The organism is Flavobacteriales bacterium, from assembly GCA_016704485.1.
Lineage (GTDB): Bacteria > Bacteroidota > Bacteroidia > Flavobacteriales_F > PHOS-HE28 > PHOS-HE28.
Genome location: JADJAA010000001.1, coordinates 2,184,477 through 2,203,997, shown reverse-complemented (window position 1 = coordinate 2,203,997; position 19,521 = coordinate 2,184,477). Strand labels below are relative to the sequence as shown.

At 54.0% G+C, this 19,521-nt stretch carries 12 protein-coding genes; 9 read left to right on the top strand and 3 right to left on the bottom strand.

What is annotated here, in order from left to right; genetic code table 11:
- Nucleotides 1-153: 153 nt before the first annotated feature.
- The 9 genes from IPF95_09345 to IPF95_09305 all read left to right on the top strand — a co-directional run bounded on the left by IPF95_09345 (nt 154) and on the right by IPF95_09305 (nt 16,983).
- The gene (locus IPF95_09345; protein ID MBK6474901.1) at nt 154-8,490 is read left to right on the top strand and encodes a proprotein convertase P-domain-containing protein; all 8,337 of its coding nucleotides are present in this window, start codon (nt 154-156) and stop codon (nt 8,488-8,490) included.
- Nucleotides 8,456-11,107 carry a gliding motility-associated C-terminal domain-containing protein gene (locus IPF95_09340; GenBank protein MBK6474900.1) on the top strand — a complete coding sequence of 884 codons (2,652 nt, stop codon included), beginning with the start codon at nt 8,456-8,458 and terminating at the stop codon, nt 11,105-11,107. The genes IPF95_09345 and IPF95_09340 overlap by 35 nt, the downstream gene beginning before the upstream one ends.
- Before the next feature lie 54 nt (nt 11,108-11,161).
- Nucleotides 11,162-12,616 carry an FAD binding domain-containing protein gene (locus IPF95_09335; GenBank protein ID MBK6474899.1) on the top strand — a complete coding sequence of 485 codons (1,455 nt, stop codon included), beginning with the start codon at nt 11,162-11,164 and terminating at the stop codon, nt 12,614-12,616.
- A gap of 101 nt (nt 12,617-12,717) precedes the next feature.
- Nucleotides 12,718-14,967, top strand: coding sequence for a molybdopterin-dependent oxidoreductase (locus tag IPF95_09330; protein ID MBK6474898.1), 2,250 nt, complete (start codon nt 12,718-12,720; stop codon nt 14,965-14,967).
- Entirely contained in the window at nt 14,967-15,299 is a 333-nt protein-coding gene (locus IPF95_09325; protein ID MBK6474897.1) for a hypothetical protein, read from the top strand. The genes IPF95_09330 and IPF95_09325 overlap by 1 nt, the downstream gene beginning before the upstream one ends.
- Before the next feature lie 304 nt (nt 15,300-15,603).
- Nucleotides 15,604-15,840 (top strand): hypothetical protein, encoded by a 237-nt coding sequence (locus IPF95_09320; GenBank protein MBK6474896.1) that lies wholly within the window; start codon nt 15,604-15,606, stop codon nt 15,838-15,840.
- The gene (locus tag IPF95_09315) at nt 15,825-16,142 is read left to right on the top strand and encodes a type II toxin-antitoxin system RelE/ParE family toxin (protein ID MBK6474895.1); all 318 of its coding nucleotides are present in this window, start codon (nt 15,825-15,827) and stop codon (nt 16,140-16,142) included. The genes IPF95_09320 and IPF95_09315 overlap by 16 nt, the downstream gene beginning before the upstream one ends.
- The gene (locus IPF95_09310; GenBank protein ID MBK6474894.1) at nt 16,127-16,324 is read left to right on the top strand and encodes a hypothetical protein; all 198 of its coding nucleotides are present in this window, start codon (nt 16,127-16,129) and stop codon (nt 16,322-16,324) included. Before IPF95_09315 ends, IPF95_09310 begins: the two co-directional genes overlap by 16 nt.
- Nucleotides 16,321-16,983, top strand: a complete 663-nt coding sequence (locus tag IPF95_09305; protein MBK6474893.1) for a hypothetical protein — start codon at nt 16,321-16,323, stop codon at nt 16,981-16,983. The genes IPF95_09310 and IPF95_09305 overlap by 4 nt, the downstream gene beginning before the upstream one ends.
- 190 nt (nt 16,984-17,173) lie before the next feature.
- Here the strand turns inward: IPF95_09305 and IPF95_09300 are convergent, their stop codons facing one another.
- From IPF95_09300 to uraD, 3 genes are read right to left on the bottom strand one after another with little or no spacing between them, the layout of a single operon-like run.
- Nucleotides 17,174-18,607, bottom strand: coding sequence for a phosphoenolpyruvate kinase (locus IPF95_09300; protein MBK6474892.1), 1,434 nt, complete (start codon nt 18,605-18,607; stop codon nt 17,174-17,176).
- Between the two features lie 47 nt (nt 18,608-18,654).
- On the bottom strand, nt 18,655-18,996 hold the full coding sequence (gene uraH, locus IPF95_09295; protein MBK6474891.1) for a hydroxyisourate hydrolase: 342 nt from the start codon (nt 18,994-18,996) through the stop codon (nt 18,655-18,657).
- Nucleotides 18,993-19,496, bottom strand: a complete 504-nt coding sequence (gene uraD / locus IPF95_09290) for a 2-oxo-4-hydroxy-4-carboxy-5-ureidoimidazoline decarboxylase (protein MBK6474890.1) — start codon at nt 19,494-19,496, stop codon at nt 18,993-18,995. Before uraD ends, uraH begins: the two co-directional genes overlap by 4 nt.
- Between the last annotated feature and the right edge of the window lie 25 nt (nt 19,497-19,521).

The following is a 19,521-nucleotide window of genomic DNA, read 5'->3' as shown; positions in this document are numbered from 1 at the left end:
CATAGGTCCGGTTCGGCACTTCGTCCAAAATTGAATAGAACAGTCTCAGAATTAGGATGGAGTACATATTTTACAACCCGTGAGAGCGTCAAAAACCTCGATCATTTTACCTGCCCTGAACCATCGATAACTGAACGATCGCGATCCCGGAACATGTCATCCAAAACCATTCGCATCGTCCTAGCCATCGCTCTGGCTCTGTTTTGGGGAAGTGGTATGGAATTATTCGGGCAGCCGTTTCCAATTTTCAATGGTACCGATGTTACCTGTGTGGGTGCATTCTTGGATAGCGGGGGCCAGGGCGGAACCGGATATGGGAACAACGAGAATTACATATATACCCTTTGTCCCGATGACCCGACCGGTGCCATTTCGTTGAACTTCATCACGTTCAACTTGAACACGGCCGGTGCCGCACCGGGTGATGTGATGGTGATCCATGATGGGAACAGCGTGGCCGACCCTATCCTTGGCTCATGGACCGGAACCGCACTTCAAGGCTTGGTCGTATCGGCATCGGCAGGAAATAGCAGTGGTTGTTTGACCATTGAGTTCACGAGCAATGCAACAGGACTTGGAGTGTTTGCGGCATCGATAACCTGCTACCAGCCTTGTACACGACCAACAGCAGTTGCTACGCATGGAGCGGTAGGCGCACAGCGGATCTGCCCCGGAGAAAGTGTCACGTTCAACTCTGCTGGTTCATATGCAGCACCTGGATTTTCCATCGCAACTCGCAGATGGGTTTTTGGCGACGGCACCTTTCTGAATAATGCACCGGCATCGGTGAACCACACATACACGCAGCCTGGAGGTTATATCGCGCAATTGGAATTGGTGGACAACAATGGCTGTGCAAGCACCAACTTGGTCGATCTGCTGATCGAAGTTGGTACAATACCGAGTTTTGATGGAACAGGTGGACCCTTGGTCGGATGCCCAGGCGAAACCATTTGTTTGGATGGTGATGTGAACGGTACTACATGGACCGAGAATCCGACCCCTGGTCTTGGTAGTGGGGTTTTCCTTCCGGATAACGTGGGGTCCTGCTTCAACAGCACCGTTACTTACAACCAATTTACGTTGGGTCAAACATTGACTAATGTAAATGGTCTGCTTTCGATCTGTATGTCGATGGAACACTCGTTCATCGGCGATCTTGTGATCACTATTATTAGTCCAACGGGTGAGTCAGTGGTCATGCACCAACAGGGTGGCTTAGACACATATTTAGGAATTCCTATCGATGATGATCTAACCCCGAACGCACAAGGCACATGCTGGAACTACTGTTTCAGCCCTACCGCGACCAACGGCACTTGGGTGGATAATGCGCAAGCCACATTACCAACTGGAACCTATGAAAGTTTGAACCCTTTGAGTGGTTTGGTGGGGTCGTCTTTGAACGGCACATGGACCTTACAAGTCTGTGATCTGTGGGCGCAGGACAATGGGTTCATCTGTGATTGGAATATGGATTTTGCGCCATCACTTTTTGCGGACCTGATCGAATTCACGCCTGTTTATGGTGCCGGTTGTGATAGCAGTTCATGGAGCGGTGCGAACATTTCAAGCACCACAGGGAATTGTAACCAGATCTGCATAACACCGCCGGGTGTTGGGAATTTCCCATACGTGTACACCGTACAGGACAATTTCGGTTGCACGTATGACACAACGATCACGGTGAGCATTGTCCAAGGACCTCAAGTGAATGCGGGCGCCAACGTTACCACTTGTGGCGATCCAGTGCAGTTGGGCGCGACAATTACCTCTGGCGGAATAGCTTCACCTTGTAACTACACATTGACGTTGAATGATACATGGGGAGATGGATGGTTTGGGGGATCCGGTGTAACGATCACAGTAAATGGTGTACCAACAGCTTGGACCTTACCCAACGGTTCCACAGGCAGTGTGGCGGTGCCGGTCAACAATGGTGAGGCCATCAGCTTGAACTATACTGCTGCATTCTTGTTCAATGGCGAGCAATCCTTTACGTTGACCAACTCGTCCGGAACCGTAGTGTATAACTCAGGTAATGGTCCTGCAAGTGGCCTGTCATGGAGTGGGACCGCGATCTGCCCGAATGGTGGCATGGTCTATAGTTGGAGTCCAGCTACCGGATTATCCGACCCGAACATATCAAACCCTTTAGCCACCGTGGGTTCAACTACCACCTATTGCGTGACAGTTTATCAGATGGGTCATCCGGACTGCGCTACGACCGACTGTGTGGATGTATTGTTCGATAACCCTGCTGATCCAGGTATCAACGGAAATATTACGGTCTGCGAAACATCCAGCCCGATCAATTTGTTCTCACAACTAGGTGGCACACCTGAAGTTGGCGGTGCGTGGACCACCCCATCAAGCACACCGCATAGTGGCAATTTCATACCCGGAACCGATGTCCCAGGGTTTTATACTTACACCACAACCGGCACAGGTGCTTGTGGACCAGCTACTGCAAGCGCAACGGTAGAGGTGATCGTCAACTTATTGACGGATGCTGGGGATAATGGAGATGTTACCGTCTGTAGCAATGCAGGTCCAGCAGGTCTGTTCGCCGAACTCGAAGGTACGCCAATTGCTGGTGGTACTTGGTCAGGACCAAGCCCAATAATTGGCGACGCCTTTGATCCGAGCACCATGAACGGTGGGCTGTATACGTATACAGTCCCAAGTCCAGCTCCTTGTCCAGCAGCAACTGCCGAAGTTTTTGTGGTTATAGAACAACCCGTGGATGCAGGGACTGATGGGGCCATAGTTCTTTGTTCAACTAATGGTCCTGCTTCTTTATTCGCTCAACTTGGAGGTGCTCCCGCTGCGGGCGGAATATGGACCGGACCGAGCGCAGTGGTCGGTGGCATGTTCGATCCAGCGACAATGACCGCTGGTGATTATACCTACACCGTTACAGGAACGGCACCTTGTCCGGATGAGACTGCAACGGTAACCGTAACGATCAACACACCACCGGATGCTGGAGCAGATGGTGCTATCACCTTGTGTTCCACCGATGCGGCGGCTTCACTGATCACTCAACTTGGCGGCACTCCGGATGCGGGCGGAACATGGACGGGACCTAGCGCTGTCGTCGGCGGCATGATCGATCCTGCGACTATGACCGCAGGTGACTACACCTACACCGTTACTGGAACAGCACCATGTGCGGATGATATGGCTACGGTTAACGTAACCATCAACACCCCACCGGACCCTGGAACGGATGGTGCGATCACTTTGTGCTCCACGGATGCGGCAGCTTCTTTGTTCGCTCAACTTGGAGGTACTCCTGCGACGGGCGGAATATGGACCGGACCAAGCACGGTGGTCGGTGGCATGATCGATCCAGCGACAATGACCGCTGGTGATTATACCTACACCGTTACAGGAACGGCACCTTGTCCGGATGAGACTGCAACGGTAACCGTAACGATCAACACACCACCGGATGCTGGAGCAGATGGTGCTATCACCTTGTGTTCCACCGATGCGGCGGCTTCACTGATCACTCAACTTGGCGGCACTCCGGATGCGGGCGGAACATGGACGGGACCTAGCGCTGTCGTAGGTGGCATGATCGATCCTGCGACAATGACCGCAGGTGTTTATACATACACCATTACAGGAACCGCACCTTGTCCGGATGATTTGGCTACGGTAACCGTAACGATCAACACACCACCCGATCCAGGAACCAATGGGGCTATCACACTTTGTTCTACAGATGCTGCTGCTTCATTATTCACACAACTTGGTGGCACTCCAGATGCAGGCGGTACTTGGACTGGACCTAGCGCGGTGGTCGGTGGTATGATCGATCCGTTGACAATGTCTGCTGGCGACTATATGTACACTGTTGTTGGAACTGCACCCTGCCCCGATGAAACAGTAACTATAACCGTAACAATAAATACACCACCAAATGCAGGAACGGATGGAGCGATCACCTTGTGTTCCACCGATGCTGCAGCCTCTTTATTCGGACAACTCGGAGGTGTTCCAGATGCAGGAGGAACATGGAACGGACCCAGTGTTGTCGTAGGTGGCATGATCGATCCTGCGACAATGACCGCAGGTGTTTATACATACACCGTTACAGGAACCGCACCTTGTCCGGATGATATGGCCAGTGTTGCAGTAATTATCAACACTCCACCGGATCCTGGAATGGACGGATCTATCACTTTGTGCGCCACGGATGCGGCAGCTTCTTTGTTCGCGCAACTTGGTGGCACGCCGAATGCAGGCGGAACATGGACAGGACCTAGTGCTGTTGTTGGCGGCATGATCGATCCGTTGACAATGTCTGCTGGCGACTATACGTACACTGTTGTTGGAACTGCACCCTGCCCGGATGAAACAGCAACTGTAACCGTAACCATCAACACCCCACCGGACCCCGGAACGGATGGTGCTATCACTTTGTGCGCCACGGATGCAGCAGCTTCTTTGTTCGCGCAACTTGGTGGCACTCCGGATGCAGGCGGAACATGGACCGGACCTAGCGCAGTAGTTGGTGGAATGATCGATCCAGCGACCATGCTTGCTGGAGTATACACATACACCGTTGCCGGAACAGCACCTTGTCCGGATGATATGGCCAGTGTTGCAGTAATTATCAACACTCCACCGGACCCTGGAACGGATGGTGCGATCACTTTGTGCGCCACGGATGTGGCTGCTTCTTTGTTCGCGCAACTTGGTGGCACGCCGAATGCAGGCGGAACATGGACAGGACCTAGTGCTGTTGTTGGCGGCATGATCGATCCTGCGACTATGACCGCAGGTGTTTACACATATACAGTGACCGGAACTGCGCCATGCCCCGATGAAACCGCAGCGGTTACCGTTACGATCAACACCCCGCCGGACCCCGGAACGGATGGTGCTATCACTTTGTGCGCCACGGATGCAGCAGCTTCTTTGTTCGCGCAACTTGGTGGCACTCCGGATGCAGGCGGAACATGGACCGGACCTAGCGCAGTAGTTGGTGGAATGATCGATCCAGCGACCATGCTTGCTGGAGTATACACATACACCGTTGCCGGAACAGCACCATGTCCGGATGATATGGCTACGGTTACCGTAACCATAAACACACCACCCGAACCAGGAACCGATGGTGCTATCACACTTTGTTCCACTGATGCAGCTGCTTCTTTGTTCGCGCAACTTGGTGGCACTCCCGAAGCAGGCGGAACATGGTCTGGACCTAGCGGTGTAGTTGGTGGCATGATCGATCCTGCGACTATGACCGCAGGTGTTTACACATATACAGTGACCGGAACTGCGCCATGCCCCGATGAAACCGCAGCGGTTACCGTTACGATCAACACCCCGCCAAATGCAGGTATCGATGGTGACCTTACACTGTGTATAACCAGTCCGGCAACTTCAATGTTCGCCGCGCTTTCAGGCACCCCAGATGTGGGTGGAACTTGGACAGGACCAAATGTAGTTGTAGGTGGATTGTTCGATCCTGCGACCATGACCGCTGGCGATTACATATACACTGTAACTGGAACAACACCCTGCCCGAGCGATGCGAGCATTGTAACGGTCAGCGTTGTAAGCACACCTGATGCTGGTTTACCTGGCCTAGTAACACTCTGCACAAGTGACGCAGCGATCGCATTGTTCAACCAACTCACTGGCACACCGGATGCTGGTGGAACATGGACAGGACCTAGCGCAGTTGTTGGAGGAATTTACGATCCAGCAACAATGACCGCTGGTGTTTACACGTACACGATCGATGTGCCACCGCCTTGTGTTAGTGTGAGTTCGACAGTTACTGTAACGGAAGTTGCGCCTCCCAATGCAGGCATCGATGGTGACATTACACTCTGTGTTAGCAGTCCAGCAGCTTCGCTTTTTGCAGCGTTGACAGGTGCTCCGGATGCAGGTGGAACTTGGACAGGGCCAAGTGCGGTTGTGGGTGGAATGTTCGATCCTGCGACCATGACCGCTGGCGATTACACGTACACCGTTTCCGGAACAGCACCATGCCCAATCGATGCAAGTGTGGTAAGTGTGACTATTGTGAATACACCGGATGCTGGACTTCCTGGTAATGCAACACTCTGCACAAGCGATGCTGCGATCGCATTATTCGATCAACTTACTGGCACACCCGATGCTGGTGGAGCATGGACAGGGCCAAGCGCAGTTGTTGGCGGCATGTACGATCCAGCGACAATGACTGCTGGTATTTATACCTACACGATCACTGTTCCACCACCTTGTGTTAGTGTGAGTTCGACAGTTACCGTAACAGAAATTGCACCACCGAATGCAGGCATCGATGCTGACATAACATTGTGTGTTAGCAGTCCTGCGACTTCACTTTTTGCAGCGCTGACAGGCGCCCCGGATGCAAGCGGAACATGGACAGGACCGAGCGCTGTTGTCGGAGGCATGTTCAATCCAGCGACCATGACATCTGGTGATTACACCTATACTGTTGCAGGTACCACACCTTGCCCGAGCGATATGAGTGTAGTGAGCGTATCGGTTGTAAGCACCCCCGACGCTGGGTTACCGGGCCTAATAACGCTCTGCTCAAGTGATGTAGCGATCGCATTGTTCGATCAACTTACCGGCACACCAGATGCTGGTGGAGCATGGGCTGGACCGAGCACCGTTGTTGGTGGCATGTTCGATCCAGCAACTATGACCGATGGTGTTTATACATACACGATCGATGTGCCACCGCCGTGTGTCAGCGTAAGTGCAACAGTTACTATTATGGAAGTTGCGCCACCCGATGCAGGCACGGATGGTTCAATGACGGTTTGCATTAGTAGCCCGGCTGGATCGTTGTTCGATCAATTGACTGGCACACCCGATGTAGGTGGAACGTGGACTGGACCAAGCGCAGTTGTCGGCGGCATGTTCGATCCTGCGACCATGACCGCTGGCGATTACATATACACTGTAACTGGAACAACACCTTGCCCGAGCGATGCAAGCGTGGTAAGTGTAACCGTTGTGAATACTCCGAATGCAGGACTACCAGGTAATGCAACGCTGTGTACCAGTGATGCAGCGATCGCATTGTTCGATCAACTTATAGGCTCACCAGATGTGGGTGGAACATGGACAGGACCAAGCGTTGTAGTTGGTGGCATGTTCGATCCAGCAACTATGACCGATGGTGTTTATACATACACGATCGATGTGCCACCGCCGTGTGTCAGCGTAAGTGCAACAGTTACTATTATGGAAGTTGCGCCACCCGATGCAGGCACGGATGGTTCAATGACGGTTTGCATTAGTAGCCCGGCTGGATCGTTGTTCGATCAATTGACTGGCACACCCGATGTAGGTGGAACGTGGACTGGACCAAGCGCAGTTGTCGGCGGCATGTTCGATCCTGCGACCATGACCGCTGGCGATTACATATACACTGTAACTGGAACAACACCTTGCCCGAGCGATGCAAGCGTGGTAAGTGTAACCGTTGTGAATACTCCGAATGCAGGACTACCAGGTAATGCAACGCTGTGTACCAGTGATGCAGCGATCGCATTGTTCGATCAACTTATAGGCTCACCAGATGTGGGTGGAACATGGACAGGACCAAGCGTTGTAGTTGGTGGCATGTTCGATCCAGCAACTATGACCGATGGTGTTTATACATACACGATCGATGTGCCACCGCCGTGTGTCAGCGTAAGTGCAACAGTTACTATTATGGAAGTTGCGCCACCCGATGCAGGCACGGATGGTTCAATGACGGTTTGCATTAGTAGCCCGGCTGGATCGTTGTTCGATCAATTGACTGGCACACCCGATGCAGGTGGAACGTGGACTGGACCAAGCGCAGTTGTCGGCGGCATGTTCGATCCTGCGACCATGACCGCTGGCGATTACATATACACTGTAACTGGAACAACACCTTGCCCGAGCGATGCAAGCGGGGTAAGTATAACCGTTGTGAATACTCCGGATGCTGGCTTGCCAGGTAATGCAACGCTGTGTACCAGTGATGCAGCAATCGCATTGTTCGATCAACTCACCGGCACACCTGATGCTGGTGGAGCATGGACCGGACCAAGCGTTGTAGTTGGTGACATGTTCGATCCAGCAACTATGACCGCTGGTGTTTATACATACACGATCGATGTGCCACCGCCGTGTTCAAGTGTTTCTTCGACCGTTACGATCTCAATTTCTCAACCACCGGTTGCTGGCGTTGACGCATCCATCGTTCTTTGTAATGTCAGTGATATTGAGGATCTATTCCCCCATTTAGGAAACACTGCAGAACCAGGTGGGATATGGAGCGGAGCGAGTCCAGGAGCATTGGATGGCTCGTTCGACCCAGCAACTGATCTACAAGGAATATACGTCTACACCGTTTCAGGAACAGCCCCTTGCCCCGCAGCCATAGCTACGGTCGAAGTAACTGTAGTAAGCACACCTGATCCCGGGAGAAGATGGAATGATCACAGTCTGTGGAACGGACCAAACTTTTGAACTATTCGATCAATTACTTGGAGCTCCGGATGTAGGCGGAACATGGACAAATTCCGCAGGCATCTCTGTTGGGGATACGTTCGATCCTGCACAACATACATCCGGGATCTACACCTATACGATCAATGCACCAGCACCCTGTCTAAGTGCAAGTAGTAACGTCACAGTAACAGTTATTCAACCGCCAAATGCGGGCATTGACGGTAGCATAACGCTTTGCACGAACGGTGCGGCATTGGATCTCTTCACACAGTTAAGTGGCAACGCTGATCCGGGAGGAACTTGGAGCGGACCGGGAGCTTTTGGTCCAGATGGTGTATACGATCCATCCATAGGTGTTGCTGGCGTGTACGTCTATCAGGTTGAAGGAACTGTACCCTGCCCCGCGGATGTTTCGGAAGTGGTGGTAGCACTGACCCAAACTCCGAATGCAGGCCAGAATGCAACATTGAACTTATGCGTTAGCGGATCGCCATTGGATATCTTCCCAAGCCTTGGAGGAGCTGAACTGGGCGGCACTTGGACAGGTCCGAACAACACCCCATTCACAGGGATCTTCACACCCGGCACCAATGTGGATGGGAATTACACATATACCATTCCGGGCATCGCACCTTGTCCATCCGCATCCGCAATAATTACGGTCCAGCAACTTACGGATCCGGATGCTGGGCAGAACGGGGAGATCATTTTATGCACTACCGCTGCACCCGCTACACTATTCAACAACGTACAGGGTACACCTGATTCAGGTGGTTCATGGTTCATGCCAGATGGCACACCGTTCGATGGCATATTCGATGGAGCGACCCATCCAGCAGGAACTTACAGCTACATCATACAGGTTCCACCACCCTGCATCAGTGATACCGCCTTCGTATTCGTGACCACCGTTCAAGGGCCTGATGCCGGAGAGGATGGTAGCGCCACACTATGCGACAATGCACCGGCGATCCCGTTATTCGATGAACTCGGTGGAACACCGGATGCAAATGGTTCATGGACTGGACCAGGCAGTTTCAATGCAACCCATTTCACACCTGGCGCGGATGTTCCAGGTAATTACATCTACACGGTTCCCGGCGCAACACCATGCCCCAACGCAACGGCAATGGTCGTTATCGATGTGAATCCACTACCTTATGCTGGCGGCAATGGCTATCTGTCGCTCTGTCCAGGGGCCGCACCGGTATCGCTTTTCGATCGACTGGAAGGAACCCCGGATCCCGGTGGCACATGGACTGGCCCTGGAGGGAGTCCGAGCAATGGCGTATTCGATCCGAGTACGGACCCACAGGGTATTTACACGTACACTGTTTATGGCATTCAACCTTGTCCGAATGCCAGTTCAACCGCAACTGTGAATGTATTCGTGGTTCCAGCACCGGACGCTGGTCCCGATGCGATCAGTTGCAACCTCACGTTCACAATGAATGCAACCGGTGAATGGGCAACCGGTGTTTGGACGAATGTGAACGGTGCTGCGTTTGGGAACAATGCGGATCCCGTATCGCCTGTTACAGCACCAGCCGGTGGTAATTACACGTTCATTTGGTCCACCATAACTGCTGATGGATGCGCGAGTTCGGATACGGTCAATGTGCTGTTCACGGATCCGATCATAGCCAATGTCACGGTAACTGATGCGATCTGCTTTGGTGCTTGTGATGGCACCGCAACAGCAACTGCAACAGGTGGTAACGCAACTCCGGGAGCTTACACCTACACATGGCAGGTCGCAGGTACGGGAGACACCACCGCGATCAGTGGCTTATGTGCATATTCATTCACCGTGAATGTGGCGGATACCAATGCATGTAACGTTACGATCCCATTTATCATTGACCAACCGGACCCTTTGACCATCGCTTCGGTAATAGGCCAAGGTGAAACATGCCCTGGCGATTGCGACGGCATCATCATCATTGAAGATACAGCTGGTGTATTGTTCAGTTTGAATGATGGACCGTTCACGACGCAGACCATTTATGGCGATCTATGTCCTGATGACTACACTGTCCACATGCAGAATGCAGATGGATGTGAAGCAAGTGGTGCGGGATCCGTAGGCACTCCTCCTGTTGTGGAAGCTTCGTTCTACTTCGACCCGGATACATTGTTCACCAATGAACCCACAACATTAATGGTGAATACATCCGTGAATTCAACGAATTTCTTATGGGACTTTGCAGGTCTTGGAACAAGTACGGAGATCGTACCGACATTTGAATTCATCAGTCCTCTTGGGAACACGTACGAAGTATGTTTAACATCAATGGATGACAATGGGTGCCCGGATGTCTATTGCGCTTCGATAGCCGTGTTCGATATTCTGGATGTCTTTGTACCGAATGCGTTTACGCCAAATAACGATGATATCAACGAAGGTTTCTTGCCTATATTCAATCGTGACCATGGGATCGAGAATTACAGCTTCATGGTCTTCGATCGATGGGGCGAGCAGATCTTCTCCACGGAGGTGATCGGTTCGACATGGAATGGCAACTATTCCAGTATGCAATCCGAGACCGAAGTCTACGTATGGAAGTTACAATTCCGGGATGCTTACTCCGGTGAGTTGTACGACCTCACAGGCCATGTTACGCTGTTGAAGTAAAGCACGGTTTTTAGCGGGGCGGGTATCTCCCCTATCTTGGCAAACGCAATTGCTATGGCCAAGACCACTGACTTCATCCTGAACGACCGTACGATCCAAAGCACCGCGCCAACGGGCACGGTCCTGCTGGACATTATCCGTTACCACGAACAATTATCAGGCACCAAGATCGGCTGCCGCGAAGGCGACTGCGGAGCTTGTACGGTACTTGTCGGCGAGCTTAGGTCTTCGAGCGGAGCCGAGAAGCCTAAGCTCGAATACCGCTCGATGACCTCCTGTTTGTTGGCCTTGGCGAACGTGCACGGCAAGCACATCGTTACGGTGGAAGGCCTCACCGAGCCCTTGGAGCATGGTGCAGGCGTGGATAAACTAAGCCCCGTACAACAAGCGATGGTCGACCAAGGCGCCACGCAATGCGGCATCTGCACGCCGGGCTTCGTCGTATCGTTGAGCGGTTGCTGCCTTTCGCAGGAAACCATTACTTCAGAGCTCGCCGTGCGCTCCATCGACGGGAACATCTGTCGGTGCACCGGCTACAAAAGCATTGAACGCGCAGCCGCGGATGTCGCCGAGCAACTTGCCAAGAAGGACGTGAATGATCCTATCGCCTGGAGCGTGAAGAATGGGTTTGTGCCGGGGTATTTTTCAGAGATCACGGAACGGTTGAAGACCATTGCGCCCGCACCGCCCGTACGGGCGGGAAATTTCCCGCCCCTAGCGGGCGGCACAGACCTCTACGTGCAAAAGCACGACACCATGCACCATGCACCGATCCGCTCGGTGTTCAACGACGAAGGCTTGAAGGGCATCCGCATCGAAGGCGATGAATGCATCATCGGCGGAGCAGCCGTGGCGAACGAGCTGATCGCTTCGCAGGAACTTCGCGCGCGTTTTCCAAAGCTGGAAAAGCACTTGCTGCTCGTGAGTTCCACCCCCATTCGCAACATGGGCACACTGGCAGGGAACTTCGTGAACGCCTCGCCCATCGGGGATCTCACCGCCTTCTTCATCGCGCTCAACAGTACGATCACACTTCGCAGTTCTTCAGGTGAAGAGCACCAATTGAAGTTGAAGGATCTCTACAAAGGCTATAAGGACATCGACAAGTCCGCGGACGAGATCCTCACCACTGTGCGCTTCAAGCTACCCACACAGCACACACGCTTCAACTTCGAAAAAGTGAGCAAGCGCACGTACTTGGACATCGCCAGTGTGAACAGTGCGATCCGCTTGGAGATGGACAACAGCACGATACGAAAAGCGTTCCTGAGCGCCGGTGGCGTGGCACCTGTTCCTAAGTTCCTCGCGAATACTGCCGCCTTCCTTGCTGGGAAAGAGGCCACACCGGAAAACGTGCGCAAGGCCGTAGCTGCTATGAATGATGAGATCGCACCGATCAGTGATGCGCGCGGCACCGCGGACTATAAGCGCTTACTGTTGCGTCAACTCTTCTTCGCGCATTTCATGGAACTGTTCCCAGAGCGGTTCAAACTGAAGGAACTGGCATGAATACGAGCGGCAAGAAAGGAGCGCAACGCTTGATCCCTGACATGGAGACATTCGCTGAAACCGTTGCCCACGGCTTTGCTGTTGGATCCACAACGGCGAGCATGAAGAACGTCGACAGCGCATTCCACGTCACCGGGCGATCCATCTATTTGGATGACATCCCGGTGCAACAAGGCACACTGTATGCGCTTCCGTATGACGCGCCCTCCGCCCATGCGCACGTCAAAAAGCTCGATTTGTCCAAAGCGTTGACCGTTCCCGGCGTGGTGCGGATACTTACCTACAAGGACGTTCCGGGCGAGAACCAGATCGGTGGCATCATTCCGGATGAACCGCTTTTCGCAGAGGACGAGATCCATTTCTGGGGCATGCCAGTTGCGTTGATCGTCGCCACTTCGGAAGATGTGGCGCGGCAGGCACGCGCGCTCGTCAACATCGAATTGGAAGAATTGCCCGTGATCACCGATCCGCGTGAAGCACGTGCGAAAGGCGAGTTGATCATTCCGCCGCGCAGGTTCCAGCTGGGCGATACACAGAAGGCGTGGGACAAGTGCGCGCACATTTTCGAAGGTCGGGCTGATACGAACGGACAGGAACATCTTTACATCGAGACGCAGGGCGCGTATGCGTATCCGACCGAGCACGGAAGCGTTCGCATCAGCAGCAGTACGCAAGGACCAACCGCTGTGCAGAAAACCGTTGCGCGCGTGCTTGGCGTACCCATGCACAAGATTGAAGTGGATGTGACCCGCTTGGGTGGCGGCTTCGGCGGTAAAGAAGATCAAGCATCCGCATGGGCGGCATTAGTGGCCATGGCCGCGTTCGTGATGAAGAAGCCGATAAAATTCAGCATGCACCGCATGGACGACATGCGCATGACGGGCAAGCGGCATCCGTACAGCAGCGATTTCAAGATCGGCTTCGATAAGGATCTGAAGATCGTGGTCTACGAAGCAACTTTCCACCAGAACGCCGGAGCTTCAGCGGACCTCTCCCCTGCCGTAATGGAGCGCACGCTCTTCCACGCCACAAATGCCTACCACGTTCCGAATGTGGATGTGACGGCCTATTGCTGTCGCACAAATCTTCCGCCCAACACCGCATTCCGAGGCTTCGGTGGACCACAAGGCATGTTCGTCATGGAAGCCGCCATCGCGAAAGCCGCACAGACACTTGGTGTTAGCGCACGCGAGATCCAGAAACGCAATTTGATCAAGGAAGGCAGCGAGTTCAGCTATGGTCAGATCGCCGACCACGTCTTGGCGAAAGAAGCATGGGAGCTCGCGGAGAAGACCTTCGACTTCGACAAGCAGCAAGCGGAGATCGATGCATTCAATGTGAAGAGCGAAACGCACAAAAAGGGCATGGCGATCATGCCGATCTGTTTCGGGATCTCCTTCACCAACACGCCGATGAACCATGCACGAGCGCTGGTACACGTGTACCAGGACGGCAGTGTGGGCGTGAGCACCGGCGGCGTGGAAATGGGCCAAGGCCTTAACACCAAAATGGTGCAGGTTGCCTCAGCAGCCTTCGGGATCGGCGTGGAGCGCATCAAGTTGGAAAGCACCAACACCACGCGCGTTGCGAACACCAGTCCCAGCGCAGCCAGCGCAACTGCGGACCTCAACGGAAAGGCGCTGGAGATCGGCTGCAACGCCATTCTGGAGCGCATTAAAGAGAAAGCATCACGGATCCTCACGAGCAAGCCGGAGGCGATCACGATCGAGAATGAAGCGGTGCTCAACAACGGCAAAGCCACGGACCTCGACTGGAAGAATTTGATCCACCTATGCCACTGGGACCGCGTGAACCTGAGCGAAAGCGGACACTACGCCACACCGAATATCCACTTCGACAAGACGAAGGAGAAAGGCCATCCCTTTGCGTACCACGTGTATGGAACAGCAGCCGTAATGGTCACTGTAGATTGCATCCGTGGCACCTACGTTACAGATGCAGTAAAACTGGTCCACGACTTCGGCAAACGCATGAACGACGCTGTGGACATCGGCCAGATCGAAGGCGGTGTTGTGCAAGGCCTTGGATGGATGACGATGGAAGAGATCGTTTATAATGACAAAGGCAGATTGCTCAGCAACGCGTTAAGCACGTACAAGATCCCTGATATCCACAGCGTACCGAAGGAACTGATCATCGAAGCACTACCAACCGATGGACATCCGTTGGCGATCCGTAGAAGCAAGGCCGTAGGCGAGCCGCCGTTGATGTATGGCATCGGGGTGTACTTCGCGATCGAGAATGCAGTGCGGGCGTTCAACCCGAAGTATGTTGCGAAGTACGATGCACCATTTACTCCTGAGAAGGTTTTGATGAGCCTTTACACCTAATGGAACGATCATCCCAATATGCCGCGAAGTTCATCAGAGACTTGTCTGCTCTTGTTGAGCGATTGGCAGCACGCGACATTGTAATCGGCTCGCTTCACACAGAGTATTCGTCATTCGGTAGTTGGCAGCTCATCGCCATTAAGCATCACGAGGCAGTGCGTTTCCGTTGGGACGGTCGCGACGGCTACCTAACTGTTGCGGGTTCGCCGATGCCAGATAGCCGCACCCAAAAAGAATGGAGGGAGGAGGTTGTCAAGGGGTTTGACAGAGTTGCAGGGGATGACCCTCAACTGTTCGTTGACCAGTATCTGACGAAGAGGTTTCCAATTTGATTCCATGGCGGCTCGATTACAAGCGGCTACTGCATTTCGCGTGAGGGATAGAAGCGGAAAGCCCGGAGCCGTCTTCGGCGAGGACTTGCAGCGGATAGCCCGACGGTGTGCATTCAACACCGGCACGCCCAAAAGAATAGAACCCTCTCCAGTTCAAGACCGGAGTGACGAACGCTGAAAGAACTGACCAACACTTATAAGAGAGCCATCATATTTGCGTAGATCTGCGCGCATCGTTCGCGTTAACCGCGTTCCCTTCTCACTTTGCAAGCTGCACCCTACCTTTGGATAACAACCAAGTGCCATGAGCCGCATTGAATTCAAACAAGCGAACATCGCAAAGCAGGTCTTCAATACCAACGACGAGGAAGTCTTAGATCAAGTGAAGGCAGTGCTTGATCTACAGAAAGCCGATTGGTGGGAAGATCTACCTGCCAAAGTGCGCAAGGATGTTGAGCAAAGCCTCGCACAAGCCGATAACTGCGAAACGGTCAGCCATGCCGAAGCGATGAAGCAGATCCGCGCATGGCGAAAGCGGTAAGGTGGACGCCCAAGGCGATCGCCACATACATCGACGTACTGAAGTACCTGCGGGAAAAGTGGACTGGACGGGAAGAGCAACGTTTCGTGGATGAGGTCGATGCCACCATCCGTTACATCGTGATGTTCCCAAAAGGATTTCGCAGTACCGGTCATGCCCGCTTGCGTGAAGCGCCTATCAAACCTTACAACATACTGCTCTACCGCATCGACCGAAAGGCGATCGTGATCATTGGTCTCTTCGATATGCGCCGACACCCGAAATACCTGAAGAAACTGAAGAGTGGATGGAAGAAAGCATGAATCGTGTTTCCTATCTTCTGGCGATCCGGCGCAGCAAGGCGGTGGGCGAGCCGCCGTTGATGTATGGCATCGGGGTGTACTTCGCGATCCAGAACGCGATCAAGGCCTTTCGGCCGGACGCGCGGATGGTGTTCGATGCACCGTACACGCCGGAGAAGGTGTTGATGGGGTTGTACTCATGACCACTCGGGCAAGATTCTCTTTCGTCCTGGGGCTGGTCATGGCCTTTACGGGATGCAGGGAAGAGCCGTACCGCGAAATCCGTGAGCGTTATGACAATGGCCGCGAGGAGATCGTACGCACATATCCCGAACGTGGCGATACCAGCCGCTATACCCTGGAAGAGTTCTATCCTAGTGGGAAGAGGCGGGTCGTTGGTCATGCTCAAGGAGACACAATCATCCTCACCAGTTGGTATGAGAACGGGCAATTGGAGGCCGAATGGTCAGTGGTCAAAGAACTCGAGCACGGTGATATCCGGTGTTGGTATCCGAATGGCAAGCTCAAAAAGACGAACACGCTATTCCTTGGCGAAGAGAGCGGAGAGAGACGAGAATGGTACGATGATGGACGACCGAAGTACGAGGCGACATTCGAAGACGGCCGGCAGACCGGGCGCACTCACTATTGGTCAAAGACAGGTCGCTATATTTCCCGCACCTACATCAACGATACGCTGGAAGGCCCGACCATCGAGATCGACAGCATCGGCGGCCGCATGGTCGGACAATACCGGAACGCCCTGGAGGAAGGGCAATGGACCTGGATGGATAGCACGAACAGGATCCTCAGTTCAAGGATCTATCACAAAGGCAGGGTCATCTCGGAGCATATCAGGTGAACCGCGTTTACGTGAGGGATAGGAGCAAGTAGCCCGCAGGCGTCTTCGCCGAGGACTACTGCGGATAGCCCGACGGCGAGTCTTCGAGCCGGCACGCCCAAAAGAATAGAACGCTGATAACGCTGAAAGAGCTGATCAACACTGATCAGAAAGGCATTCTATCTGCGCCTATCCGCGCGCTTCGTCCTCGTTATCTGCGTTCCCTTCTCCCTTCCAAGATCTTCAAGAACGACCGCGTCCGGATCTCCGCCAGCGACAGCCCTGTAGCCAACGCCTCCTCCTCGCTGATCGCACCGCAATTCAATCCGCGCAGGAAGTAGTTGAGCAGGCCCTGACCGGTCGCGGCATCGTCGAAGACATCGCTGGTGAGCGTGGCGCGCGCGGCGCGTTCCACGAAGGCTTTGAGGCGCGCGGCGGCATCGTCGTAGCTCTCCAGGAAGAAGCTGTAGACGGCGGCGTAGCGCATGGGGAACTGCGCGGGGTTGAGGTCCCAGCCTTGGTAGAGGCCCTTCCAGAGCGAGTGGCGCGTGTGGTCGTAGGCCTTTTTCCAGTTGCGGTGGATCACGGCCTTGTTCTCGGCGCGTTGCTTCGGTGTGAGTTTCGCGCCACGGTGCGGACCGATGGGCATGACGTTGGTGGCGCCATCGCTGAGCCAGATGCCGGTGGCGCCGAGCGCGACCTTCATCATCATGTGCGCGAAATCGCAGACGGCGTGGCCCATGTCCTGGTACTTCGCGGTGATGTTGTTGGCGGCGGTGTAGTCGTAGGTGCCAAAGGCCGTGGCGATCATGCGGCCCTTGCTGGCGAGCACGAAGCGGCGCAGCGGGTTGCTGCCATCGGAACCGATGGTGGCCTGCGTGGTCTCCACCATCATCTCCATTTTCAGTGCGCCTTTGGCGATCTTGGTGTTGGCCTCGATTACTTCGAAGAGTTGCACCAGCGCAGTGATCTGCTCTGGGATGGACACTTTGGGCAGCATCACCACGAAGTTGTTGGGCAGCTTGCCGCCAGTCTTGCTGGCGAGGGTAGTGAGAAAGATGTCGAGTGTGCGCGCGCCGCGTTCCTTCAGGTCCTCGGTGAAGGGTTTGATGCGGATGCCGATGAACGGCGGAAGTGACTTCGCCTTCATGCCTTTGGCAGCTTCGATGGCGGCCTGCGCGGCAGTGGCGTCTTCTTCTTCCCAGCTGCGGTTGCCGAAACCGTCCTCGAAGTCGATGCGGAAATCCTCCAGCGCCTCGGTGCGCAGCTTGTGGATCACTTTGTTGTAGGTGGCGTAGGCGAGCCAGCCATTCTCCTCCTTGCGTTTGGTCGGCGAAAGCTTCGCAAAACGCTTCTCCAACTTGGCGATGTCGACGGCCTTCTTCGGCAGTTTTTCATAGCCGGGCAGCTCTATGGCGCGAGCGAATTCGGTGAAGTCGGCGGCGTTCTCCATGAACGTCTTCAGCGCGGCGTTCGCCATCTTCTGCGCGGTCTCGGCAGTGAAAAGGTCCGCGCCTCCATACACGGTGTGCACGGGCTGGCGGTCGGGCTTGTCGCCGGGGTAGATCAGCTGGAATGCCTTGTTGGCCTTGCCGAGGCTGGCGAGGATGCGGGACTTGTCTTTGGCGGGGATGCTTGAGGGCATAAAAGTGCAATTGGACTCGTGAAAACGTGTGTTACTGAAGGCGCAGATCAACTCCCCCGATATGTCGAATACCCCCAAGGGCTCAACAGCAGCGGCACATGGTAATGACCATCCGCGCCGAGTTCAAAGACCACTTCGATGTAAGGGTAGAAACTCTTCGCTTTATGTTCACTGAAATACGCGCTTACGTCAAAACGGATGCGATAAATTCCGGCTGGAAGTTGCGTGTCCTTTGGTAACAGCTCTGGAACACGGCCATCGGCGTTAGTGCTGCCCATGACGAGGTCTTCCCATTTGTGTTCGACAGTGGAGCGTTGCAGCGTAATGCGGATTCCGCGCGCAGGCATTCCGCGCGCCGTGTCAAGGACGTGTGTGCTGACGGTGCTCATGCCAGAAGTTTTTTCAGCCGCAGCTTCGTGATCTTGTTCTGCTCTCCCGCCGCGATATGGATCTCGTCCTTGGGGGCGTTCTTCATACGGGTTTCAAGCATCGCCAGCATTTCTGCTGCACTTTTTCCGGTGGCACACACAATGAAGATGTGGCCGAATTTCTCTTCATAGGCTGTGTTGCCCGCAGCGAGCTTCTCGATCACCGCAAGGTCTGCACCTTCCAATCCTTTCTGCTCACCGGCGGCCCACACTTTTGTGTTCGCGTATTTCTTGGCCAGACTTTCCACATCACCGATGCGCGGGTGGTGTGTAAATGCCTCTTCGTAATCATCCACGTCACATTCTTCCCAGATGGTATCGCTGGTCTCTAGAACCTCGGCGAGGCTTTCGTATGGCCTTGCATAGACCATGCGCTCTACCCATTGGGCAGCGCCGCAGCATTGTTCAAAGGCAGTGGTCGCATCGTCCTCATTGAGACGATTCAGTTGGTCGAGTTTCATTTTCAGGTTCGCCGGAGAGGCACAA

Bases quoted from the DNA above. Each gene is read 5' to 3' on its own strand.
- IPF95_09345 (MBK6474901.1), top strand. From the start codon at position 154: ATGTCATCCAAAACCATTCGCATCGTCCTAGCCATCGCTCTGGCTCTG.
- IPF95_09340 (MBK6474900.1), top strand. From the start codon at position 8,456: ATGATCACAGTCTGTGGAACGGACCAAACTTTTGAACTATTCGATCAA.
- IPF95_09335 (MBK6474899.1), top strand. From the start codon at position 11,162: ATGGCCAAGACCACTGACTTCATCCTGAACGACCGTACGATCCAAAGC.
- IPF95_09330 (MBK6474898.1), top strand. From the start codon at position 12,718: ATGAAGAACGTCGACAGCGCATTCCACGTCACCGGGCGATCCATCTAT.
- IPF95_09325 (MBK6474897.1), top strand. From the start codon at position 14,967: ATGGAACGATCATCCCAATATGCCGCGAAGTTCATCAGAGACTTGTCT.
- IPF95_09320 (MBK6474896.1), top strand. From the start codon at position 15,604: ATGAGCCGCATTGAATTCAAACAAGCGAACATCGCAAAGCAGGTCTTC.
- IPF95_09315 (MBK6474895.1), top strand. From the start codon at position 15,825: ATGGCGAAAGCGGTAAGGTGGACGCCCAAGGCGATCGCCACATACATC.
- IPF95_09310 (MBK6474894.1), top strand. From the start codon at position 16,127: ATGGAAGAAAGCATGAATCGTGTTTCCTATCTTCTGGCGATCCGGCGC.
- IPF95_09305 (MBK6474893.1), top strand. From the start codon at position 16,321: ATGACCACTCGGGCAAGATTCTCTTTCGTCCTGGGGCTGGTCATGGCC.
- IPF95_09300 (MBK6474892.1), bottom strand. From the start codon at position 18,607: ATGCCCTCAAGCATCCCCGCCAAAGACAAGTCCCGCATCCTCGCCAGC.
- uraH (MBK6474891.1), bottom strand. From the start codon at position 18,996: ATGAGCACCGTCAGCACACACGTCCTTGACACGGCGCGCGGAATGCCT.
- uraD (MBK6474890.1), bottom strand. From the start codon at position 19,496: ATGAAACTCGACCAACTGAATCGTCTCAATGAGGACGATGCGACCACT.